This window comes from Kordia jejudonensis (assembly GCF_001005315.1).
Taxonomy (GTDB): domain Bacteria; phylum Bacteroidota; class Bacteroidia; order Flavobacteriales; family Flavobacteriaceae; genus Kordia; species Kordia jejudonensis.
In genome coordinates this window covers 33,761-58,797 of record NZ_LBMG01000021.1, presented here as the reverse complement: position 1 = coordinate 58,797, position 25,037 = coordinate 33,761, and the positions used below count along the sequence as shown (strand labels likewise).

Sequence of the window (25,037 nt, the reverse complement as noted above, 5' to 3'; positions counted from 1 at the left end):
CCTTATGAAAAGAAAAAGTTATGTATTGCTTCTAATTTCAGCATTGTGCTTCATCAGTTGTAAAGACACTCAAACAGCGGAGTTAAACCCACAATGGAATTATGATTCCATCAAAGGATTTGGAACGTCAAAAAAACATGAATTCACTTTTTGCGGTATTGTACCAAAAGTTATAGAGTATGAATATAAGGTAGGACTTTGGGCTTTTTACACGCCACAAAAAGTAAAAATTGCTGAAGGAATATTTGATAAAGAGCTTGTTGAAGTAAGCGACCGTGGTGGTTGTTCATACTCTTATTATGAAAATACGATGAATCCTGAAAAATGGAAATTTTGGGATCATAATGGCAAATCAATCCCTTTAAACAAAAGAGATTTAGATTTTATACTTTATTTTGAAGAATATAAAGATACATCTAAATTATTGCATCATTAAGTTGCAACCAACTTAAACTCTTGATAGAAAACTCGTAATTTTCTATAACTTTTTAATAATGAAAACAGAATTTTTGCCCAACCGAGCAATCCAAATGATAAATTCTTAAAAAAGTAAAATAGATAACCAACCATTTTACAGCCAAGTTTGAATGCTGTAGTTTGTTTCAACAAAGCTTGTGTGCCTGCTTCAGAATCTTCATCAGTTATATTAGTTGCTATATGTACAGCAGTATCATAATCTTTTGAAAACTTAAAAAGCATTCCATTGGCAATCATTCCGCCTTTAATATAAACGCCAATCGATTTTACAATGGCACCAATTCCTTTCGTGACAATTTTAAAAGCTTTAGACACAAAACGATAAAACCCTTTGAACAGATTGTGTTGTATAAAAGTGACTACCTTCTTCCCTATTCTTTTAATCCAATGCCAAACACGTTTCAATCCGTCCCATAAGCGCATGCCTGTTTCTTTGATAAAACCCCACGCTTCTTGAATATTATTTTTGGTTGCTACAGCATTATTTTTCACAAAAAGTTGTGCTGCAATTTCTTCGCTTGCATCATCTTCTTTGAATTCCTCTTCAGATTTTAAAGCATTTCCCATACTCACAAAGAGTCTTGGAGATACTTCTTTGGCTAACTTTTCAGCAATGTGTGGTTTTCTACCTTCAAACTCTCTGTGAAATTCGGCAAGTGCATTCCACATGGAGCTTCCATATTCATAATCGTAATCTAGTTTTTTATCAATTCGTACTTTGAATCCTAGCAACCAAAGTTCTATTTTGGCGCAATTCACAATAAAACTCTTCGATACTATTTCGTCTTCTTCCTTTTTAGCCACTCGCATCTGCAAACTAAAACCATTATTGGCAGCGCTTCGTCTTTTTATAAAATGAACCAATCCTTCTTGGTTAAAAAGAAGTTCCATCGTTTCGATATTAAAATCGCTTGCAAAACTCTTTTTCCGTATTAAAAACATGTGAAGAATACACGTAAATTGAAACAAACTCCTTCTTGCTAACAGTTTAAAGTTTGGTCTTGGTTTTTTACTGTACAAACCCAACGTCCAAAGTCGCAACTGAATCGCTCTGTGCATGGCGTTTGTAACTTCTGGTTTTATGCGTCCGTCTACAAACCATTTTTCATGTGTAAATTTCGATTCAAAACTGACCAATTCATCCAGCGCATACCACGTTTCATCGCCAACCCAACTATCTTGCGTTAAGTTGGCATCTTTTTGAAACGCCAGTGTTGCTCTTTTGATTTTGTCTATTTTTTTGTGAATTCGTTTCGGATTGAATTGTCTCCGCAGGTAACCAAGCAAATACAATCGTGTAGCAATCGTTTGAATTCTAATTTTTTGGTGTTGCATTTCAAAAGCTTCTGATTTATTTTCAGGCACTTTATTGACCAAACCGTTATTTTCGGCTCCTTTCAGAATGTTTTCAAATTCTCCTAATTGATTGATTACTGTTCCTGAAATTTCAGGATAGGTATATGCTGGTAATTCGCTCATTGCGTTTGTTAGTTAAATACGCCTTTAAACAATTCTAACAAGCCAATACGTGTTTCAATTCCTGCTTTTACAGCATTCTTGTGTACTTCAAGTGTTACCGCAGGAACTTCGTCCAAATCCTTTTTTACAAAATTATACGAATCACCATCAAACTTTGCTAAGGTTTCTGCTACCAAAATAAGCTGACCGTCTTTCTTATTTGCTGCTGCTTTTATTTCATCTTTAATGGATGAAAAACCTTTGGTATCGTCTATAGTAATATCCAATGTTCCCGTATACGTTTGTACGTGTAAGGACGTTAAATCTTCGATGGCATTGTTCAATTTTTCAAGTGCATTCTTTAGTCCTGTCTTTTTTTCTGGTTGTTTTGCCATAATGTTTTTTGTGTTTGTTTTTTGTTGAGTTAATAAATAGCATACAGTGTAAATGTGTCCCATTTTACCGTGAAAAGATAGGAAAAAAACCCTGAATTTAACAACTTGAATATGACAAAAGTAAGAATGGCTTAAGTGTTTTTACTTGCTTTTAGAGTAGCGTATTTGCACGCTTATATAAACTGAAAATTTATAAGATATTTCTTTTAAAATAAAACGAAATCCTATGAACTTTTCAAAACAAAGAGCCCAATTACCCGAAAAACCTGATATGATTCTCATCATTACAGATCAGGAGCGTGCAACTCGAAACTTTCCTGCTGGTTGGGAAGCTGAAAACCTAAAAACCATGACATTTTTAAAAGATAATGGTTTTACCTTTAATAAAGCGTTTTGCAATTCTTGTATGTGCTCTCCAAGTAGAACTACACTTTTTACAGGTGTGTATCCATCTCAACACGGTGTAACACAAACCTTAACTTTTGGTGGACGTTACTCGGATGCTGAAACACAATTGGACCCTAAAATCTACAATATGGCACGCATGCTTTCTGGCGAAGGATACAATGTACAATATCGTGGGAAATGGCACTTGAGCAAAGGAGAAACCGAAAACGGATTGACAGCTTCCGAAATTGCTTTGACAGGTTTTAAAGGCTGGATTGCTCCTGATGCGGGAGAAGATGTAAAACCACAAAACTTTGGTGGCGGTTACGCAAATCATGATGAAATGTACATTCAGCAAGGAATTGATTTTTTACGAGAAGTACGTAGTGCTCGTGGAAAAGGAGGCAAACGTGTGCCGTTTTGTTTGGTACTTTCGTTGGTAAATCCGCATGATGTATTGGCATATCCAAATGGTGTAAATTATGGATATTCAGAAGAAAATTGGCTTGGAAGAAGTGTTGGATTGCCATATTCTGTAACTGAAGATTTATTGAAAAATAAAAAACCAATGGCACAATTTCAGATTGTACAATCTGCAAACATCCTTTTAGGTGCGTTGCCTGATGATGAGAAAAAACTAAATTATATTAACTTTTACGCACATACACTTACAAAAATTGACAAGCAAATTGGAGAGTTTATCGGCGAACTCTATCATAAAGATGCTGCTGGACATCGAATGGCTGACGATGCTTTGGTAATTCGTATTTCTGATCATGGAGAAATGGGATTAGCACACGGTGGCATGCGTCAAAAGGCATTCAATGTATATGAAGAAACACTCAATGTTCCGATGGTTTTTTCAAATCCAATTCTATTTCCAAGCGAAAATGAAAGTGGCGAAAAAATTCCGCAACGTTCTTCAGACGAATTAGCGACATTGATCGATATTATGCCAACAATGGCAGAAATTGCTAATGTAAGGAAACCTTCTAAAGCATTGCAAGGAACTAATTTACTACCAATTATTACCGATGGCAAAGGCGTTCAAGATGAAATTATGTTTACGTTTGACGACACCAAAGCAAGTTCGGCAGATTATCCTTCGGCAGTGTTAGCGGCGAATCGTATTCGTTGTATTCGAACTAAAGAATGGAAATTTGCGTATTATTTTCATGCATTGGGAAGTTATCCTACGATGTATGAATTGTATAAATTGACAGATAATGAAGATAATGAAATGGAAAATTTGGCGTACAATCCTGAGTACAAAACAGTCAGAGATGAATTAGCCAAAAAATTGCATGAAGCAGAAAAACGGCTCTTGCTTCGTAATTCAATATCAGATGGACCAATTGCACTAAATCAGCAGTAATAATTGTTGTTTTTCATAAAAAAGCTGTCTTAAAAGTATAAAAAACGTCATTCTGAACATGTGCTGAACTTGATTCAGTATCAATTCAGAATCTCATTGCACTTATGTTCAGACAGCTTTTTTTTATATCATTTCATATTCTTTACTATCAAATACTATACTTCCTCATTTATAAATGGGCACTACTGCTTGTTGTCTTCACACAGCAAATCGTATACTTTTATGATCTAATTTTTAAAAATTTAAATCATGAAAAAAAGAAATTTCAAGTCATTACAACTCAACAAAAAGTCAATTTCAAGTTTAAATTCCGCTGATATCAAAGGAGGAACATCTGCATTACTATCTATGCTTCCAGGAGTTGCATGTGCGCCAGGTGGATCAGAAGGAACATGCATCAATACACATTGCGAAGATGGAATTGTGTGCGATTTGCAAGTTCCAAAGCCAAAGCAAGATAATTAATCGTGTAATGAGCGAACTTCGGTTCGCTTATTTTTTTCTTTTTTTAATTGAACACACATCTTCATAAAAGTGCTTCAATACATATTAAATACCTTTTTTGTTTATTTGACTACAAGTTTTCGTTATCTTTTGAAAAAATATTTCACAAACCAACACGTGTTACATGAAACGACTACTTTCAGAAATTTTTCAAATTTTTATCGGAATTCTTTTGGCGAGTATTGGACTAAAAATGTTTTTGCTACCAAACGGCTTTTTAGATGGTGGCGCCACAGGAATTGCTATTTTACTCAGTGAACTTTATAAGGTTGATATTTCAATTATCTTACTGATTGTCAGTATTCCGTTTCTAATTTTAGCTTGGTTTACACTCACCAAACGAATTTTTATAAAATCAATTCTTTCTATCATCGGTTTGGCAATTTTTATTCACTTTGAAAATTTTACAATCATAACTGAAGACAAGTTACTCATTGCCATTTTTGGCGGATTGTTTTTAGGTGCTGGAATTGGTTTAACTATTAAAAATGGTGCCGTTTTAGACGGTTCTGAGATATTAGGAATCTTCATTAATGAACGTTTGGGCATCAGTATTGGAAAAGTAATTTTAGTATTTAATGCGGTATTATTTGCCATTACTGCCAAAGTGCTTTCAGTAGAAATTGCCATGTATTCAATTTTGACCTTTTTGGTTACTGCCAAAATTATTGACTTAATGATTGAAGGTTTTGAAGATTTCGTCGGCTTGATGATTGTTTCTGAACATTCAACAGAAATTGAATTGGAACTCATCAAACAAGTTGGCACAGGAACTACGCTGTACAAAGGCGCTAGAGGATATGGAAAACGCGGCGCACAATCTGACAAGGATATTATTCATACCGTAATTAACCGAATTGATATTCGAAGAACCTACAATCTTATTGAAAAAATTGATCCGAATGCATTTATCATCGAATTTGATGTAAATAATATTAAAGGTGGAATTTTAACCAAATATTTAACCAAAGAAGGACTCAAAAAGTTATCGCCAGCGTTGTATAAACAGGAAGAGAAACATATAGAAAATGAGTAACAATTAAAAATACTAGTTAAAGTCATTTTATATTGTTAGATTTTAACGGATTACGAATATTCATCTCCAAAACCTTAAAAAAGAAAGAAGATATTTTATGATATGTACAAGTTGGTTTGTTTAAATAAGATAAACTTTAAATTTCCTTTTATATTTGTGTCAATTAAAATTAAAACCATGATAAAAAAATTACGTTACCTATTTTTATGTACCATTTTTGCTTTCAACTTTGCATTAGCGCAAACCAATGTGAGTGGTGGTATTTTTGCAAACACAACATACACGCTGGCAAATAGCCCTTATATTGTAACAGATCATCTTGTGTTATTTCCAAATTTTACGCTGACAATTGAACCTGGTGTCGAATTTAAATTTGACAGTGGAAAACGTCTTGAAATTAGAGGTGAATTGATTGCCATTGGAAACAGTTCCAACAGAATTACGTTTACTTCAAATGCCACCACACCAAATAAAGGCGATTGGACTGGCGTTCAAATTAAAAATTCATTAGGCGCAAAAGCTAGTTTTGAATATTGCAATTTTGAATACGCTAGTACTTCCACACATGCAGAATGCTGTCATGATGGTGGTCCAATTTACTATTCGCACTGTAAATTTGAAAATAATACAACTGCCGTTGGAGGATATACAGCGTATGACATCAATATGGATTATTGTGAGTTTAACAACAATACGTATGGTATTACGCAAGCGGATAAAATTGTTACAAATGCTACATTTACGAATAATGATTTTGGATTGTATCAAACAGAACGCATAAGTATATACAACTCTACATTTACAAACAATGGAACCGCTTTGTATGGTGGACGCGGAGTTATTGACAATACCGTAATTACCAATAATACCATTGGCGTGCAAAGTTTTTTTGAAGGTTTTGAAATACGAAATAGTGATATTTCAAACAACGATGTAGGAATTAAAACAGGAAATTACAGTGGAGGTGCCGCAGTTATTGAAGAAAATACGATTTGCGACAATACCACGTACAATGTTGAAAATTTAGACAATATCAATAAAGATTTAACAAGCAATTGTTGGTGCTTAGAAGATGTTGCCGCTATAGAAGCAAAACTAAAAGATGGTTATGATGATGTAAATTTAGGCTTGTTCAATTATTCTATTTACGATCCTACATGTACACAAATTACAGCAAATACAATAAAAGATCCTACTTTACCAGCACCGCCACCATTGTCTAACGAAGAATTTGAAGCTATTTTAAGCACAATCTACCCAAATCCTTCATCTGATACAGTTACTGTACAATTGAATAATACCTTACAGAATGTTGAAATTTCGCTGTTTTCCATTGAAGGACAATTGGTGTACAAAAATACACTACAAAACAGTGCTTCATTTAGTATTTCCCTAGACAGGTTACCAGCAAGTGTATACATTATGAAACTTAAAACGAATAAAGGTATCGTAACCAGTAAAATTGTAAAAGAGTAAAACATACATAGTATTAAAATATATGAAAATCCAGATGTAGCATGTCTGGATTTTTTTATGTATAATTTTTTAAATCTTATAAAATTAAAAGCTAGCGAATAAAATGTTAGTGCTTTTGCTTCTTGTTAATGATTTGAAATACACTACATTTGCGCAAAATTTACACCGTTATGGCAACTTTTCAGGATTTTGACTTATCAAATCAATTGCAATATGCTATTGAAGACTTAGGTTTTACGACACCAACGCCTATTCAGGAACAATCATTTTCAGTGATTCGTTCAGGAAAAGATGTCGTAGGAATTGCACAAACAGGAACTGGAAAAACATTTGCCTACATGTTGCCTTTGTTGCGTGATTTGAAATTCTCAAAGCAAGTAAATCCACGAATTTTAGTTTTGGTACCAACACGAGAATTGGTAGTTCAGGTAGTAGAGCAAATTGAATTGTTTGCAAAATACATAAACGTCCGAACTGTAGGTGTGTATGGTGGCGTCAATATGAATGCACAAGCACAAAACCTGCAACAAGGCGCAGATATTGTTGTGGCTACACCAGGACGTTTGTACGATTTGGTGCTGAGTAGAGCTTTGCAATTGAAATCGATTAAAAAACTAGTAATTGATGAAGTTGATGTCATGCTAGATTTGGGCTTTCGGTTTCAGATTACCAATATTTTAGAATTGCTTCCTGAACAACGTCAGAATATTATGTTTTCGGCAACGATGACAGATGATGTTCGTGTGTTGATTGACGATTTTTTTGTAACGCCACATACCATTTCTATCGCGGTAAGCGGAACACCTTTGGACAATATTTCACAGACGTGTTATGCGGTTCAGAATTTCTACACGAAGGTAAATTTGTTGAAACATTTATTGAAAGATGCGGAAACATATAGCAAAGTATTGGTGTTTATTTCAAATAAACGCATTGCCGATCGTTTGTTTGAGTGTTTGAAACCTGAATTTGGTGAAGAAGCCTGCGTGATTCATTCCAACAAAACACAAAATTACCGTTTGCGTTCCATCAATCAATTTAATGAAGGTGTAAATCGTATTTTAATTGCAACCGATGTAATGGCGCGTGGTTTAGATTTGGAAATGATTACACATGTATTCAACTTCAACACGCCAAATTACCCTGAAAACTACATGCATCGTATTGGTCGAACGGGAAGAGCTGAAGCGAAAGGAAATAGTATTTTGTTTTTCACTGCCAAAGAAAAAGAAGACAAAGAAGCGATTGAAACTTTGATGAAATATGAAATACCGCAACTTGATTTCCCAGAAGAAGTAGCAATTTCTAGCGAGTTAGCACCTGAGGAACAAACCCGTATTCGCGAGATTAATAATCCGTCAAAAACGACAGGATTGGCGCCAGGTTTTCATGAAAAGAAAGAAAAGAACAAGAAAACCAATCAAGGTGGATCGTACCGAAGAGAAATTGCCAAAAAGTATAAAAAGCCAAAAACACGAGGCGATAAAAATTATAATAAGCGCAATAAAAAGAAGTAAAAAAACGAGCCGAAGCCCGTTTTATCACGTAACATTTAAGGTTGTGTGTCTTCATCGGCACTCCAACACCAACATTCCGAATACGGTAACGATAAATACGTTGGATATCCTTTTCCGCCATGAATAATTTCCTTAAATGTAGATACAACTTTCTTGTTAAGATCTAACGTTTTTAAATTTCTTTTTTTCATAATAATTTGATTTTGTGATTAATACTGACATGAAAGTATAACGGAACAGCTCAAAAAACAAAGATTGTAACCGTCGATTTATGAATCAGTGGTTGTGAAAAGTTAGTACGTTTTACGCGAAGTTTTATTTACGTAAACTTGTCTTTAGTTCATTTTCTTTTATTAATTTTAGACGTAATCAACCTTCAGAAACGAATACATAGATCGTTGTAGTTGATACAAAGTAAAATCTGTAAATGAAAAAACAATACAAAGTTATTTTAATCTCAATGAGTGGCGTGCGAGTTTACAATAAGCGATTGCTTGATTTGGGATTAACGTTACCTGGATTTGTAGAAAGAAGTGAAGTCATTGCAAGTTTACCAAGTTTGGGTTTGCTAACATTGGCAGCACATACGCCTGACAATTGGAAAGTAATTTATAAAGAACTAGACCATTTTTCTGAAAGTGAAATTGTTGCAATAATTAATGAGAAACCTGATATCATTGCATTTTCTTCACTAACTGCTCGAATTAATGAAACTTACAAATTAAGCCAACGATTTAGAAATATCGGAATAACCGTTGCTATTGGTGGACTACATGTTTCGGCGCTTCCAGATGAAGCACAACAATTTGCGGATATCGTTATTCAAGGAGAAGGAGAACTAATTTGGGAAAACATTCTGAATGATTATGAGAATAATTCCACTAAGCCGTTTTACAGTTCACTTGCAGAAGCAACATACAGATTTCACTTTGATTTGTGTAAAGTACCAAAATACGAACTGCTTGACATCTCGAAATATAATAGATTAACTATCCAAACAACTAGAGGTTGTCCGTTAAATTGTAGTTTTTGTGCAGCTTCTCGGACAATAAGTTTGTACAAAAAGAAACCCATTCAACAGATTGAAAAAGAGTTACTTAAAATCATTGAAATTTGGGACAGACCTTTTATTGAATTAGCAGATGACAATACGTTTGTCGATAAAAAATGGACTAAAGAATTATTAACGCTCTTCGGGAAATACAAGATTAAATGGTTCACAGAAACGGATATTTCTATTGCATATAATGATGAATTATTAGCTTTGTTAGCAAAATCAAACTGTGCGCAAATTTTAATTGGATTTGAAACAGCTAATAAAGAAGGATTGAAAGGAATTGATAGAAACGATTGGAAGTATAAACAATTTGACCAATACCTAAAAGCTATTGATAAAATACAATCATATGGAATTTCTGTAAATGGTTGCTTCATTCTTGGTTTTGATACAGACACGAAAGAAACATTCAAAGAAACCGAACAATTCATCATTGATAGTAACTTATCAGAAGTACAAATAACCTTACTGACACCATTTCCTGGAACTGAATTGTATCAACAATTAAAAAATGAAGGAAGATTATTAGCAGATAATTACTGGGAAAAATGCACCTTATTTGATGTAAATTTTATTCCTAAAAACTTTTCAGTTTCAGAACTTGAAACGGAGTTTGAAAACCTAATGAAGAATGTATACGCTAAAAAAGTGGTAGCAAATAGAGGGAAACAATTTAAAAAAGTACTTTTAAACAGAAGAAAAAACAATTTACATGCGTCTTTATAAAACACTAATCAGATTATTAACTTTTAAGTTAACGCGAGAAGAAATGTTACAGTTTACTAAGCAACACTTCTATCTCGGACTTATTGGCACATGGATTGTCGGTATGGGACGTTATTGGGATGATCCAGGTGCAAGTATTTTACAGCATTTAGGTTTGGGTTCAGTCATTTATATATTTGCATTAGCTTTATTTATTTGGTTAATTTTACTTCCGTTTAAAGTAGAAAAATGGAGTTATTTTACGGTACTAACTTTTATCAGTCTCACGTCATTCCCAGCCATATTTTACGCCATTCCAGTAGAGAAGTTTTTATCACTTGAAACTGCAAATACTATGAATGTGTGGTTTTTAGCAATTGTTGCCTTTTGGAGATTGGCGTTGCTTTACTACTTTTTAAAACATTTTACCAAATTAAGTATCGGAAATATTATTACGGTAACGCTCATGCCTATTTGTCTCATAATAGCTACGCTAACCATATTAAATCTACATAGAGTTGTTTTTAGCGTTATGGGAGGAATGCGGAATCCGACACCTCATGACACTTCCTATCTAGTTTTAATGTTATTAACAGGCATATCGTTGGTTTTATCCATTCCATTAGTAGTTGCATACGGAGTTGGTATTTATAATAGAAGAAAAAAAGTAAAATAAAAAAATAGTCAATACAACGAAATATCCTTAATAAATCCTTTTATAAAATGATTAAACTAAAATTTACAGCTAGTATACTTGTATGCCTTTTTAGCTTCACAATGGCGAATTATAACACAACTGATTCTGTTATCTTGATAGGCAATATTCATTTACAGAAAAAAGATGACGGAAAGTTTAATTTAATTTTTGAAAGAGGAACAAGCGATCAGGTTATTTTTAAAAATGTAAATTCACTATGTTTCCAGGAAAATTTAGATTTCCTAATTTATTGTGATAATAGAGAAGGCAAAAAAAGGTGGTTTTATGTATATGGAGACTTAGCTTATATGCCACGAAAAGTATCTGGAAATTGGCATGATGGGGAGTTTAGAAAGTACCGATTGAAAGAAATATATCACGAAAAACTCTTTAAAAAATTGAAATCAGCAGAAGAAGTTTGGAAACAATATCATTAACTAAAAAAACTCCCAAAAACACTAAGTCTTAAGGAGTTTTTCTGAAATATTGTAAAATCGAGTTTCATTCGGTTTCTCAAAAATATGTATAGTATTTTTAATGAGATTCTGAATCAAGTTCAGAATAAGGTTTTCTATTACAACGCATTATCCTTAATATCCTGAACAACTTCAGGATTGAGTAACGTACTGATATCGCCTAAATTTTCAGCATCTTTCCCAGCTATTTTTCGAAGAATCCGACGCATGATTTTTCCCGAACGTGTTTTTGGCAAACCATTGGTAAATTGCACTTTATCTAACTTGGCAATTGGTCCAATTTGTTCGGTAATAATCTGGTTGATTTCTTTACGAACATTATCATGATTTCTACTTTCTCCTGTTTCTTTCAATGTGACGTAACCGTATAATGCATTTCCTTTGACATCATGTGGAAAACCTACAATGGCAGATTCCGCCACCGCTGGATGTTCATTAATTGCGTCTTCAATTGGCGCGGTTCCTAAGTTGTGACCCGAAACTATAATGACATCATCAACTCTACCCGTTATTCGATAATAGCCAACTTCATCGCGCAATGCGCCATCTCCTGTAAAATATTTATTTTCATAAGCTGAAAAATACGTGTCTTTATATCGCTGATGATTTCCCCAAATGGTTCGAGCCATACTTGGCCACGGAAATTTGATACACAAACGACCATCTACTTGATTTCCGCTGATTTCTTTACCATTTTCGTCCATCAATGCAGGTTGAATTCCGATAAAAGGTAACGTTGCATACGTTGGTTTTGTGGGTGTTGCAAAGGCAATTGGCGTAATCATGATGCCACCAGTTTCCGTTTGCCACCACGTATCTACAATCGGCGCTTTTCGCTTTCCGACATTGTCATCATACCAATGCCACGCTTCTTCATTGATCGGTTCGCCAACCGTTCCTAATACTTTTAATGATGACAAATCGTGTTTTTCTAAATGTGCAACACCTTCTTTTGCTAAAGCTCTGATAGCAGTTGGCGCTGTATAAAATTGATTGACTTTATGTTTTTCTACGATTTCCCAAAAACGTCCAAAATCTGGATAACTTGGTACGCCTTCAAACATTACCGTTGTTGCGCCATTGCATAACGGTCCGTATACAATGTAACTATGCCCCGTAATCCAGCCAATATCGGCGGTACACCAATAGACATCTTTTTCACGGTATTGAAATACGTTTTTAAACGTGTATGCACTATACACCATATAACCTGCCGTAGTGTGAACCATTCCTTTTGGTTTTCCTGTAGAGCCAGAAGTGTATAGGATGAATAATGGATCTTCAGCGTTCATAATTTCAGGAACACAATCGTGATATGCTTCGTCTAATAAGGGTTGCAACCAATGATCGCGCCCATTTTCCATGTGAATGTCTGAGTTGATTCTTTTGGCAACTAAAACCGATTCGACACATGCACAATCTTTTAAAGCGTCATCTACAATTCCTTTAAGATCGATGGTTTTTGCCCCACGATACGAACCATCACTTGTGATCACCATTTTACAAGTGGCATCGTTGATTCTGGTTGATAATGCTGTGGAAGAGAATCCTGCAAAAACTACGGAATGAATGGCTCCAATTCTAGCACATGCCAAAACGGAGATTGCTAATTCAGGAATCATTGGCAAATAGATACAGACACGATCGCCTTTTTGAATGCCTTGTGCTTTTAGTACGTTTGCAAAACGACATACTTTTTCGTGTAATTCTCTGTATGAAATATGTTGTGCTTCTTCTGTTGGACTGTTTGGTTCAAAAATAATGGCCGTTTTATCGCCACGTGTGTACAAATGACGATCAATACAGTTTTCTGTAATGTTCAATTGCGCACCTTCAAACCATTTTACTTCGGGTTTTGAGAAATCCCAGCTTAATACATTGTCCCACTTTTTGCGCCACATGAAATGTTCTTCGGCAATTTCTTCCCAAAAAACTTCTGGATTACGAACTGATTTTCTGTATACTTGGTAATATTCTTCTAAGTGTTTTATATGATAATTACTCATGGTTGGTCTAAATTTTTCACTTTAAATTGTTGGATAATTTACAAAGATTTTTTGCATTATCATTTCCTACAGAAAATAAATATACTGTATTGAATTATACAATACCATTTTAGCTATGTATATGATAACTAGCCTGAGTTTTATATATTTTTATGAGAATACTAAAATATAGTGAAGTTTTTTTAAACACTGTTGACTTTATATAAAAAAAGAAGCTGCCTGAAAAGTATAAAAAACGTCATTCTGAACCATGTACTGAACTTGACGAAAATTTAGCCTTTCAGACAACCGCTGAAATTTTAATTTATTTAAAAAGATTATTTCGCTGTTTTATAACAACTGACTGTATTTTATAAGAATTCGTATGCTTAAGTACATTTTATTCTTTAATACATCGTATTCCAACACCAAGTATTATGGAAGTTTCAGAATAAAAAATTTCTGAATCTTCATCACCTAGTTGCACCCATTTCCTTTTGGTAGAAGAGTTTATTGGTCCAGATTCTACATCGATTGTTCCCCATGAACATACGGTTTCTGATGCAGTTGCAGTACCGCCAGCAGCTACATATCCGTTTGGCAAGCCATTAAAACCTGATGCATTAGTTCCGTTTCCTGAGAAAGCTGACCATCCTGAATCGGATTTTAAAGCTTCAGCCACATTGCCAGAAAATCCATTGCTTCTTAAATAATTTTCTAGTTGTCTAAAGTCTTGTTCTGTTGGAATTCGCCATCCGTCTGGAGCTAATTTTCCACTTTCAATCGCAAAATGATTGTACATCGCACCGTAATAGTCAAAAGGCAATTCTTCATCAATTATATTATTTAAATCTGCGGTAAGTGCCCATTGATAGAATCCTTCTTCATCGGGTAAACTTGCCCAATCCATTCCAAACTCCCATTTTGTTATCGGAGTTCCATCGTTATATTTTGTTGTTTTTAGATTTTCTAACATCCATGTTTGATTTCCAATCGTGATGGTATTATATACATTTCCATCTGCATCGGTTACTGTAATCACTTCAGGTTCTGTTGTGTCGTTGCTGTCGTCGTCGCTTGCGCAAGCTGTAGCAAGTAGTGCAAACATGCACACTGTGCTTAGTTTTAAAATTTGTTTCATAATGTATAGCATTTTTTAATTTAAAAATAGGGATTTTGGTAGTGTGATATTTTATTCAACAGTAAAATAGAATTCGCGTTGAGATTCGTTTAAAAACCTCCAAGAAACATTTTCGCAACGATTGAATCCGATTTGATTGGGATGATTTTCAATAGGATAATTGTCTACTATAGATTCATTTCTGCTAGTATTTTGAATCGCAGCGTCTTGCCAACTAATTACATAATCTCCAGGTTCAATGGCCTTTAATCCAATTCGATAACTAAAAAATAGTTCGCTACTTTCCAATTCTGGAATGGCATGTATTTGTGCATTTTCACAAGAAGGTAGAAACGAATATGATCCGCTATCAAAAATTAATTCAAATTTGTCTATGGCATCTTTACAGTTTGATACTGCTGTAGGTTCTATAAATTTATAGATTGAGAACGTATCGCTTTGTGCAATATCACTAAAAATAGAATCATTTACAGCAGTGTCAAATGCCTTAGAGGAAACGCGTCCGTTAATCCAAATGGTTTCATCAACAGAAAAATTGGATTGCATCGTTACATTTACTTTATACGTATTGTATGTTAATGTGCTTTGTAGTTCGTCTTCTTCACATTGAAACGCCATTAATAATGGCGCCAATAGAATGTACGTTAATAGTTTCTTTTTCATAATCTTTTTTTTATAAATTTGTATAATTATCTCTAATTATGCCTCACGTCTACACGTGAAATGATACGAATTCGTGTATAAAAAAGTAATTTTAGGATACGTAAGTGTATTTAGAATTTATACCCAACACCAATTTGAAAACCTTTTGTGTTTACTTCAAATCCTGTGGCATCTCCGATATCAGAAAGTCCAAAATTATATCTAGCATCAAAGAATATTCCTGTTTCTTTCAAGTCAAAACCAAGACCTGCGTTTAATCCGAAGTTCGTAGATTTCAAGAATTCGTCAGCATCATCTTCGGCGCTCACTAAAAATCCTATTTGTGGGCCTGCCTGCAAACTGAGTCCTGAAGTTATGTAGTATTTTGCCATTATAGGCACGTTGACAAAATTTATTCCTGTGTCTTCTCCTCCTTCTATGGAAAATAAAAGTTCAGGTTGAATGCTAAATTTTTCAGAGATGGAAATGTCAACAAAACCTCCAAAGTAAAATCCTGTTTTTCCATTGATATCTTCTGAATCATCTTCTTCAAAATCATCTGAGAGTTTAATTTCTAAGTTTGAAAAATTTAAACCCGCTTTTACTCCGTATTTTACATTTTGTGCATTGATGGTAAAAATACAGGCAAAAATAATGATAATAGTTGCAATACATTTTTTCATAACAAATTTTAATTTTTAATTCATATTTCTTTGTTACAAATATTCTCAATTTTTATATAAAATACTTCACGCATAGACGTGAATCGCCTGTATAATATGGGGTTTTTTGAAAAAAATTGATTTTTTATGAATTTTTATTTGAAAGTTTTATCGCTTCCATGAGCAACGATATTTTCTTGTATTTGGACTCTTTTATTTCAAAATAGGTATACATTCTTCGAAGCGAAGAGCCAATTCCGTCAACACTCATATATGCTTTTTCGGCAATATCTTTGTTTGAAATTACGGGATCTTCGAGTAAAATTGAAAGCACATTCCAATCGGTTTCATTTATTTTTCGACCCAAAGATTGTTCAATTTTTTTTCTGTCTAATTCAAATTTACTTGCGGGAATTTGTAGGTCATTTGTATTTTTTAGCCGTTCCAACTCTGCTAATAGCGCTTCTCTTTTTTTACGATTGTCAACGATTGTTTTTCTAGTGTAATAAAGAATTCCTATAACTACTAAAAAGCAAATTAGAATAATAGCGTACGTTTTTTTGAGTTGTTTTAATTTTAAAGCAGCTTGAGCATTTTCATTTTCAACTTGCGTTTGATATAGTTTTTTTTCAAACTCATTTTTTACAGCTTCACGAGCAACTGCGAACTTATTTTTTTCGGCTTGTATGCTATCATCATACATTGTGTATTGCTCATACATTTCAAGGGAAAGTCCTAATTTTTTTTGCGCTTTGTAACATTTATAAAGTAATTCGTAAATGTACCGTTTTGATTCTTTGCTCGCACTCGGAGTTAAATTAGCCAATATAGCTTCGCCTTGCTTTGTTGCTTCATCAATATCAGTTTCATACGTAAGTTGAGCAATTGTAATTTCCGCATTGGTAATTCCACTTTTAATTGCTAGTTCTTTATTTAATGCCAAGCTTTTTTGCGCATAATCTTTGGCTTCATCAAGAAGGTTTAATCTGATATGTATACTTGCTAAAGCAGCATAACACTCAGCAATGAAAAATTTTTCATTTTTCACTTTTAATATTTCAAGTCCTTTTTCGTAATAAAATTTAGCTTCCTTATATAATTTTTTCTCAAAATTAGTCCAACCGATATTTACATAAATAATTGCAGTTCGCCTGTCTTCGTAACCTCTATCATTGAGCAGCGAAAGTGCTTTTTGATAGTATTCTAACGCCAAATCATAATTATCAATAATGAGATACACACTTCCCAAACTTGTGAGCATGTGCGATTCTTTTCTAGCATCTTTTTTTTCTTGATATACTTTTAACGCCTTAGAATAACACTGTGTTGCTTGCAGATAATCTTTTCGATAAATAAACACATTTCCTAAATTGCCAATAATATCAGCTTGTAAAACATCATTTTTTAATCGTATGGCAATACTTTCAGCTTCCTTGTAGTTACGCATAGCTTCATCATAATTGCCTTTAAGTCGATGTATGTTTCCTTTTCGTTTTGCTGCCATAAACAGTTGTTCATCAGCATTTTTTTCTTTAGCAATTGTATAATGATCATCTAGCGCAATCAATGCTGAGTCGGGTTGAATTTGATTGTTAAGTTCATAATATGCATCCAACGCATTGAATCTAACAGTATCAATTTCTTTTTCGTTTTGCCAGATTAACCGTAACGAATCCGTGTTACTCTGTGCAAATATGGTATTAGAAAACAGCAACAATACCAGTGTAACGTAAACTGTAAGCTTAGAGGATGTATTGTGCAGCATTTGTATAAGTATTGTAATGATCTAGATGAAAATGGTTTCAAATATAATTAATGATTTGAAGCTTCTCCTGCTCCTGAAGGAATTCTGATATTTTCTACGAGTTCTTGGACTTCTTCTGGCGGTGCTGCCGTACATCTTGAAACTACCACGGAAACTACCACATTGACAATCATTGCAATGGTTCCAAAACCTTCAGGAGAAGTTCCAAACCACCATTCGCTTTTTGGTAGTGGGTCTAGTACCCAAATGAGTCCTGTTTTGTAACGTATCATGTAGCATAGCATTAATACGATTCCAACAATCATTCCTGCAATAGCGCCTTCTTTGTTCATTCGTTTGTCAAAAATTCCTAATATAATGGCTGGAAAAAAGGAGGCGGCTGCCAATCCGAAAGCTAAAGCAACCACGGCGGCGACAAATCCTGGCGGATAAATTCCGAACAATCCAGCGATGATAATTGCTACAAAGATGGAAATTCGTGCGGCTAATAATTCTCCTTTTTCTGAAATAGTTGGTTTTAATTGCTTTTTGATTAAATCGTGTGAGATTGATGTTGAAATGACTAGTAATAATCCAGCAGCTGTTGATAATGCTGCGGCCAATCCGCCAGCGGCAACTAACGCGATTACCCAATTTGGTAGTTTTGCAATTTCAGGATTTGCTAATACCATGATATCTCTATCAACATATAATTCATTTGTTGCTGTACTTGCATTTGAAATTAAACGTTCTCCGTTTACACCTCTTGCTTCTGTAAATTCAGGTTTTTTACCATCTAATGCACTTCCTGCCACATATTGTATTTTTCCATCGCCATTTTTATCTGCCCACGCGATTAGTCCAGTATCTTCCCAGTTTTTGAACCAAGCTGGAATTTCTTGATAATCTTTGTTGCTTACCGTTTCAATTAAATTTGTTCTTGAAAATACGGCAATTGCTGGCGCGGTTGTGTATAAAATTGCGATGAATAATAATGCTAATCCTGCAGATTTACGTGCATCTTTTACTTTCGGAACGGTGAAGAAACGAACGATTACGTGTGGCAATCCTGCCGTACCAACCATTAATGCAAGTGTTATGGCAAAAACATCCCAAGTAGATTTCGTTCCGCTGGTATATTCGTTAAAACCGAGTTGTGTGTGCAATGTGTCAAGTTTATCTAGCAGAAAAGCGCCACCTTCTACTTTTCCTCCCATTCCTATTTGTGGAATGATGTTTCCTGTCATTTGCATGGAGATAAAAAATGCGGGCACCATAAAGGCAAAAATCAACACACAATATTGTGCCACTTGTGTGTATGTGATGCCTTTCATTCCTCCCAAGAAAGCAAAGATGAGCACTACTGTCATTCCGATAATAACTCCAACATTAATATCTACTTGTAAGAATTGTGAAAATACAATTCCGACACCGCGCATTTGTCCTGCAACGTAGGTAAATGATACAATTAAAGCGCAAATTACGGCAACTGTTCTCGCTGTGTTTGAATAATAACGATCGCCAATAAAATCAGGTACTGTAAATTTCCCGAATTTCCGTAAATACGGCGCTAAGAGTAATGCTAGTAATACATATCCGCCTGTCCATCCCATGAGGAACACAGAACCATCATATCCCATAAAGGAGATCAATCCTGCCATACTAATGAAAGATGCGGCACTCATCCAATCGGCGGCAGTTGCCATACCGTTTGCCAAAGGAGAAACGCCTCCACCAGCAACGTAAAATTCTTTGGTTGATCCGGCTCTTGCCCAAATGGCAATTCCGAAGTATAGCGCAAAAGTAATTCCTACTAAGATCCAAGTCCACGTTTGTACACTCATAATTTCTTTTTTTTAAATACGTTTAGTTTGAATTACTCGTCGAAACCGTATTTTTTATCTAGTTTGTTCATCAATCGCACATAGACAAATATCAAGATGACAAATACATATATGGAACCTTGTTGTGCAAACCAAAAACCTAATTTGAAACCGCCAAGTCTGAATTGGTTGAGTTCTTCTCTAAATAAAATTCCACAACCATAAGACACTATAAACCAAATAGCTAATAGAATGATTAGGTATTTTAGATTTTCTTTCCAGTATGCTTTTGCGTGTTTTTTTTGATCGCTCATTGTTGGTTGGTTTTATAGACACATGCGTAAGTGTGTTAGAATGTTCTAAGATATGTATTTATTCCAATATTTAAAGCGTTAGTATTTTTGTCAATAATATCAATTGTATTGTACTAACGCATACCTTGTAAATCTGTTAGCTTGTTTACCAATTGGCAAATCGTAAAAAGCGCCTTAGCACTACTCCTTCAGGTGTTGGTTTTACTGCTTTTTGTAAATCGTTCGCATACCTCTTTTAATGATATATGCCGTTTCTTTGGTATCCGATTCTTTTTTCCATTGCGTACAAAGCGCAGTGACCCAATCGGGTTGGGACTTGCTGGCATCGTTCAACCAATTTCCAACAGCATCACGCACATATTTGGATGAATCTGATTTTAATGGATTGAGAATTGGCAACGCTTTCGCTGGATTTTCTTGAAAAGCTTCTATTTTCTTCGTCCAAACACCAATTGGTCGCATAGACTCGACTGCGAAACGACGCACATTTTCGTCACGACTCGTTGTCCACTTCGATAGTAATTCTACGGAAGTGTCCAAATCGGCAATCATCCGTTCTTTACTTGCAAAAATTACGACTTCGCGCACGCCAAAATGTGTGTCGGCAGCATACGATTTCATTACTTTTAGTAAATCTGGCACAGAATCATGCTGTGTACTTTGCGCCCAACATGCCCAACATCTCACCAAATCAGACGTGTGTGTTTTTAGTTCTCCATATATTTTTTCATCTGAAGTAAGGATTCCAAACGTTTCGCCAATGACTTTGGTATTGCTATTTGCTGTTGGCTTTTTTTGTGCGTTTACGGCGACTTCAAAGTCTTCATACCAAGCTGATTTTCCAAGTTGTGCTAACACTAATTTTAACAACACTAATTGATCGGCTGCCAACCATTCCATTAAGTTTTTGGTTTCTATCAAACCTTTGTTCAAATATTCTACAACTTCTGGATTGAGATCTTTTAGGCTTCTTGGTCCTTTTCTATTGCTTATATGTTCAGGAATCATCTGTTTGTCTTTGAAGTTTCTAAAATACAGAATTTGGAAAAGATATTTTCGAAAAATCAAGAGCGAAAGCTAAAAAACTATGCAAGAAAACATGATATTATATATCGCGATTGGGATTTTTTTTATCGAATTGAAATATTTTACACAAAAAAAGTATCTTTAAGCAATTGATTGCAATTGTATGCTTTTGTTAAGATTCCCCATTCTTACTACACAATTTAACATGTTGTTTTTTCTCGTTTGTTTGATGACGAGCTTTTCCTCATTAGGTCAATCTGAAAAGATATTTCATGAAACGTTTACCAAGCAAGATGGATTGGCTTTTGACAATGTGAATACTTTATGCTTTGATACCGATGGTTTTTTGTGGATTGGCGGAAGCAATCAAGATTCGCGCGTCATCGTTGCTGATACTAAAAAATTGACTTTACAGCGTTTTAACGGTCAATCGTTTCACAATATTCCGCTTCCAGGTGTTTTGTATCAAATCACAGAAATTTCACAAATTCACAAACGAAAAGATGGTTTGTTATATGTGTTGCTAAAGACTTCTATTGGACAAAAGTTATTTCTTTTTAATCCTGAAACTATCGTATTTAAAGAAGTACAGTTTGAAGCTGATATTGCTGGACTTTCTAGCGTGTATACCTATCAAGAGAAAGATTATATTCTTGTACAAAAAGACCGAAAAATTTCGCTTGTTCAACTCATAGATCATTCGAGTCAAAAACTTATTTTTAGTTTTGAAGACGAAACTAAAAGTAAATTTTTAGTGGATCCTGGAACACAATTTATTCCATTTCCAGCGTATTGTGTGATTAGTGACGATAATTTACCTGTTCGTTTTTTTGATTGGAAAAGCAATTTGTTAGAGCATTATGCAGATGCTTCTATCTACAACAACAGAAATACTGAAAAATATGTCATTGATGAACATTTGGTGATGAACGACACGACGTATGTGTTTACCAAAAAGAATTCAATCTTGTATCAACTGGATAATCCGTTGCGTTATTTTCAAGAAGCTGGACAAAAAATAACTTTACCAAGTACACACTTAAAGGTTATTCGTGATAGTAACGGAAAGTATATAACATTAGCTTCTCAAGAAAATAAGCTCGGTTTTTATGAATTGAAAAGTGCTGGTTTTAAGAAAATTCATGAAGTTACCTTGGATCAAATTTCAGGAATTACAGCCATTTCAAAAAATGTGTCTAAAGATATTTGGATCGCAACAAATGGTGAATTGCATTATTTCAAATTCCCTTCACAAGAAATTTCAAAATTCTTACCCAATAAGAGTTTACGCGCCATTCAACCTTTAGAGTCAAATACGTATTTGGTGGCAACGGAAGCCAGCGGTTGGTTTGTTGTACAGACAGAAACGAAGGAAGTAACGCCGTATGAAATGTACTTGGGAGACGACCTTTACAAACCCTTTTCTTCGCGAAATATGATTGTTGATGATACTGTAATTTGGAGTAATTCCAGCAAAGAAATTATCAAAGTCGATCGCAAGACTCGCAACGTATCAATTTTTAAGCATTTTCCCGTCATCAGCTTGGAGTGCGCGAATGACAGCATGTTGGTATATGGCACTAATAGTTATCATTTGATGGGATTTGATACGAAAACGGAAACGCATATTCCGTTGGTAAAAACCGATTCGCTTTATATTTATGACTTGGTTATGCTCGATAATTGGGCTGTTGCCGGAACTGACAAAGGAATTTTAGCCTATCATTTTCCAACCAAAAAGCATACATTTTTTGGGAAAGATTTTTTAAATGATCCGTTTGTGTTATCATTAGAAAAATTTAGTACTACAGAAGTGATTATTGGAACACGCAGCGGAAAAGTTATCAAATTTAATTTGTTTACCGAACTTTTTGAACTGTATTATTCGGATGATTTGAAGGCAGGAATCGCTTCGGTGACAGTAGTTGACAACAATTGGTGGATTAATACGTTTAATGGCGTTGTGATGTTTGATCCGATTACTAAAAGTAAAACTCGTTTTTCAGAAAAAGACGGCTTTAGTCATTATGAAGGCAATCGGTATAGTGCGTTGCGAACGAATGATGGACTTTTTTTAGGAACGATTGAAGGTCTTAATTTTTTTGATCCAAACGCGTTGGAAATTTCCAAAGATACAGCTGCGTTAACTTTACTTAAAGTCAAAAAATACAATTCAGACACCAAAATGTTTGAAACTTCTTTTGATAGAAAATTATTTTCTGAAAACAATCCTATTATATTGGCGGCAGAAAACACTTCATTAGCCCTCGATTTTGGATTGAAAAACACAAATGCTGTCAATACCAATCCGATGTATACCTATCGTCTTAATGCTGGTGATTGGGTTAATTTGCGCACTAAGAATAGCCTACAATTTCCAAATTTGGCTAGTGGAACTTATGAATTGGAAATTGAAGCATTTGATTATTCGGGAAGAAAAATTGCCAATCCGCTCACGATTCAGATTGTCAGTGAAAATTTCTTTTATAAAACGTGGTGGTTTGTATTGTTGATTATTTTGACAATTATCGGGTTTTTACTGTGGCAACTCAAACAACTACAAACGCGCAGAAAGATGCAAGAACAGTTTGCCTACGGACTTATTCAATCGCAAGAAGACGAACGCAAACGCATTGCCAAAGAATTGCACGACAGCATCAATCAGCAACTCACTTTGATTAAAAAGAAGGCACAAAATTCTCAGCAAACGGAAATTACTGAACTCACACACAATACGTTGGAAGAAGTACGCGCAATTTCGCGAGGCTTGTATCCGCCGTTATTAAAACAACTTGGGTTGACGGAAAGCATCAAGCAATTAATTGTAGATTTGGACGAAGAACATGCGCTTTTCTTTTCGGAAGAAATTGATGAAATTGATGTCCATTTTGATGAAAACAATACCTTAAATTTTTATAGATTCATTCAAGAATGTATTACCAATGTATTGAAACATGCAAATGCAAAAGCCGTTGCCATTTCAATTGAGAAACAACAAAAAGAAATTGTTACAATCATTAAAGATAATGGAAAAGGCTTTGACGTTTCCGAACGAAAAAAACAACATAGTTTGGGATTAAAAACTATGACGGAACGTATCAAAATTATGAAAGGCAACTTACAAATTGACAGCGAAATTGACAAAGGCACCACAATAACCGCTATAATTCCTATACAATATGAACACTAAAATCATCATTGCAGACGATCATCCGATGTTATTAAAAGGCTTACACGAAGAATTGTTGGCGCACGATTATAATGTTGTTGCTGCCGCCAAAAATGGTGCTGAAGCGTTGGAATCCATTGTGAAAAACGAAGCAGATATCGCAATTTTAGACATCGAAATGCCTATTTTAAATGGTTTTGAAGTGATCAAAAAATCCAAGGAATTATCTTTGAAAACCAAATTCATCTTACTCACATCACACAAAGAAGCACGTTTCATTTACAAAGCAAAAAACCTCAACATTTCGGGATATTTGTTAAAAGATGAAGCGTTTGAAGAAATTAAAAAGTGTATTGAAGCAGTTGAAAATGGCGAAACGTATTTTAGTGCTACATTCAATAATATTTTTGACACTAAAATATCTCCTGAACTTAAAAAATTACAATTTTTATCACCTTCGGAGCGTACTATTATCCGACTCATCGCACAAGGAAAATCTTCGAGTGAAATTTCGGAAACATTATTAATTTCCGTTCGAACGGTACAAAAACATCGTGCCAACATTTTATCAAAATTGGACATTCCGTCGAGTAGTGATGCGCTGACTGTTTGGGTGCAACAGCATTTGGAGTTGGTATTGTCGTTGTAGTTGTTGGGTGTTGGGTGTTCGTTATTCGTGTATTTGTTTATTTGTTTATTCGAAGATATTTTTACATTGTTAATTTCGTTGGTTGCTATGAGTACAATGTCATTCCTGTGTAGGCAGGAATCTACATGTAATTTCTAGTTCATTACTCGCAGTCATAAATGTTAACTTCAATGACATTTTAGTTCACATAAAAATTCGTGTATTCGTGACAAAAAATACAATCCAAGTGGATTCCTGCCTTCGCAGGAATGACAAAAATTAGCAAAATTAAGAATGACAAATCCTAAAACACTTACCTACTAAAATACCAAAAGGCAAAACC

At 34.5% G+C, this 25,037-nt stretch carries 22 protein-coding genes; 11 read left to right on the top strand and 11 right to left on the bottom strand.

All coding sequences use genetic code 11. The features are described from left to right. Positions 1–4: 4 nt before the first annotated feature. Positions 5–436 (top strand): hypothetical protein, encoded by a 432-nt coding sequence (locus tag AA089_RS11525; RefSeq protein WP_156168980.1) that lies wholly within the window; start codon positions 5–7, stop codon positions 434–436. Here the strand turns inward: AA089_RS11525 and AA089_RS11520 are convergent. Then, positions 433–1,956 (bottom strand): peptidoglycan-binding domain-containing protein, encoded by a 1,524-nt coding sequence (locus AA089_RS11520; RefSeq protein ID WP_046757100.1) that lies wholly within the window; start codon positions 1,954–1,956, stop codon positions 433–435. The two genes, AA089_RS11525 and AA089_RS11520, sit on opposite strands and share 4 nt — an antisense overlap. Positions 1,957–1,964: 8 nt before the next feature. Beyond that, positions 1,965–2,330 carry a hypothetical protein gene (locus tag AA089_RS11515; protein WP_046757150.1) on the bottom strand — a complete coding sequence of 122 codons (366 nt, stop codon included), beginning with the start codon at positions 2,328–2,330 and terminating at the stop codon, positions 1,965–1,967. Positions 2,331–2,556: 226 nt separating this feature from the next. Between AA089_RS11515 and AA089_RS11510 the strand changes: the two genes are divergently transcribed. The 5 genes from AA089_RS11510 (at position 2,557) to AA089_RS11490 (ending at position 8,625) form a co-directional block, all read left to right on the top strand. Continuing rightward, positions 2,557–4,092, top strand: coding sequence for a sulfatase-like hydrolase/transferase (locus tag AA089_RS11510; RefSeq protein WP_046757099.1), 1,536 nt, complete (start codon positions 2,557–2,559; stop codon positions 4,090–4,092). A 249-nt stretch (positions 4,093–4,341) separates the two neighbouring features. Next, the gene (locus AA089_RS11505; protein WP_046757098.1) at positions 4,342–4,557 is read left to right on the top strand and encodes a hypothetical protein; all 216 of its coding nucleotides are present in this window, start codon (positions 4,342–4,344) and stop codon (positions 4,555–4,557) included. A gap of 163 nt (positions 4,558–4,720) precedes the next feature. Next, entirely contained in the window at positions 4,721–5,632 is a 912-nt protein-coding gene (locus AA089_RS11500) for a YitT family protein (RefSeq protein ID WP_046757097.1), read from the top strand. A 177-nt stretch (positions 5,633–5,809) separates the two neighbouring features. Continuing rightward, a complete protein-coding gene (locus AA089_RS11495; protein ID WP_046757096.1) occupies positions 5,810–7,108 on the top strand; it encodes a T9SS type A sorting domain-containing protein in 1,299 nt (432 codons plus the stop codon). Between the two features lie 170 nt (positions 7,109–7,278). Further along, entirely contained in the window at positions 7,279–8,625 is a 1,347-nt protein-coding gene (locus AA089_RS11490; RefSeq protein ID WP_046757095.1) for a DEAD/DEAH box helicase, read from the top strand. A gap of 35 nt (positions 8,626–8,660) precedes the next feature. On the opposite strand, the gene AA089_RS24730 is transcribed toward AA089_RS11490, so the two are convergent. Further along, positions 8,661–8,816, bottom strand: a complete 156-nt coding sequence (locus tag AA089_RS24730; RefSeq protein WP_156168979.1) for a hypothetical protein — start codon at positions 8,814–8,816, stop codon at positions 8,661–8,663. A gap of 236 nt (positions 8,817–9,052) precedes the next feature. Here AA089_RS24730 and AA089_RS11485 point away from each other — a divergent pair, with 236 nt between their 5' ends. The 3 genes from AA089_RS11485 to AA089_RS11475 are packed head-to-tail and all read left to right on the top strand — an operon-like array spanning position 9,053 to position 11,521. Next, the gene (locus AA089_RS11485) at positions 9,053–10,408 is read left to right on the top strand and encodes a B12-binding domain-containing radical SAM protein (protein ID WP_046757094.1); all 1,356 of its coding nucleotides are present in this window, start codon (positions 9,053–9,055) and stop codon (positions 10,406–10,408) included. Further along, a complete protein-coding gene (locus tag AA089_RS11480; protein WP_046757093.1) occupies positions 10,395–11,063 on the top strand; it encodes a hypothetical protein in 669 nt (222 codons plus the stop codon). Before AA089_RS11485 ends, AA089_RS11480 begins: the two co-directional genes overlap by 14 nt. Positions 11,064–11,110: 47 nt before the next feature. Beyond that, positions 11,111–11,521, top strand: coding sequence for a hypothetical protein (locus tag AA089_RS11475; protein ID WP_046757092.1), 411 nt, complete (start codon positions 11,111–11,113; stop codon positions 11,519–11,521). A 137-nt stretch (positions 11,522–11,658) separates the two neighbouring features. Here AA089_RS11475 and acs read toward each other — a convergent pair whose 3' ends face one another. The 8 genes from acs to AA089_RS11435 form a co-directional block, all read right to left on the bottom strand. Then, complete coding sequence (gene acs, locus AA089_RS11470) at positions 11,659–13,566, bottom strand: acetate--CoA ligase (RefSeq protein ID WP_046757091.1); 1,908 nt, start codon at positions 13,564–13,566, stop codon at positions 11,659–11,661. A 379-nt stretch (positions 13,567–13,945) separates the two neighbouring features. Continuing rightward, a complete protein-coding gene (locus AA089_RS23660; protein WP_162200438.1) occupies positions 13,946–14,686 on the bottom strand; it encodes a fibrobacter succinogenes major paralogous domain-containing protein in 741 nt (246 codons plus the stop codon). A 51-nt stretch (positions 14,687–14,737) separates the two neighbouring features. Continuing rightward, complete coding sequence (locus tag AA089_RS11460; protein ID WP_046757090.1) at positions 14,738–15,349, bottom strand: hypothetical protein; 612 nt, start codon at positions 15,347–15,349, stop codon at positions 14,738–14,740. Between the two features lie 110 nt (positions 15,350–15,459). Next, positions 15,460–16,011 (bottom strand): porin family protein, encoded by a 552-nt coding sequence (locus tag AA089_RS11455; RefSeq protein WP_046757089.1) that lies wholly within the window; start codon positions 16,009–16,011, stop codon positions 15,460–15,462. A gap of 124 nt (positions 16,012–16,135) precedes the next feature. Continuing rightward, the gene (locus tag AA089_RS11450; RefSeq protein ID WP_046757088.1) at positions 16,136–17,755 is read right to left on the bottom strand and encodes a tetratricopeptide repeat protein; all 1,620 of its coding nucleotides are present in this window, start codon (positions 17,753–17,755) and stop codon (positions 16,136–16,138) included. A gap of 47 nt (positions 17,756–17,802) precedes the next feature. Then, positions 17,803–19,578 (bottom strand): sodium:solute symporter family protein, encoded by a 1,776-nt coding sequence (locus AA089_RS11445; protein ID WP_046757087.1) that lies wholly within the window; start codon positions 19,576–19,578, stop codon positions 17,803–17,805. 32 nt (positions 19,579–19,610) lie between these two features. After that, positions 19,611–19,871 carry a DUF4212 domain-containing protein gene (locus AA089_RS11440; RefSeq protein ID WP_046757086.1) on the bottom strand — a complete coding sequence of 87 codons (261 nt, stop codon included), beginning with the start codon at positions 19,869–19,871 and terminating at the stop codon, positions 19,611–19,613. Between the two features lie 201 nt (positions 19,872–20,072). After that, entirely contained in the window at positions 20,073–20,879 is an 807-nt protein-coding gene (locus AA089_RS11435) for a DNA alkylation repair protein (protein ID WP_046757085.1), read from the bottom strand. Positions 20,880–21,102: 223 nt separating this feature from the next. Between AA089_RS11435 and AA089_RS11430 the strand changes: the two genes are divergently transcribed. Continuing rightward, positions 21,103–24,087 (top strand): sensor histidine kinase, encoded by a 2,985-nt coding sequence (locus AA089_RS11430; protein ID WP_162200437.1) that lies wholly within the window; start codon positions 21,103–21,105, stop codon positions 24,085–24,087. Further along, positions 24,077–24,715, top strand: coding sequence for a response regulator (locus tag AA089_RS11425; RefSeq protein WP_046757083.1), 639 nt, complete (start codon positions 24,077–24,079; stop codon positions 24,713–24,715). The genes AA089_RS11430 and AA089_RS11425 overlap by 11 nt, the downstream gene beginning before the upstream one ends. The last annotated feature ends 322 nt before the right edge of the window (positions 24,716–25,037 follow it).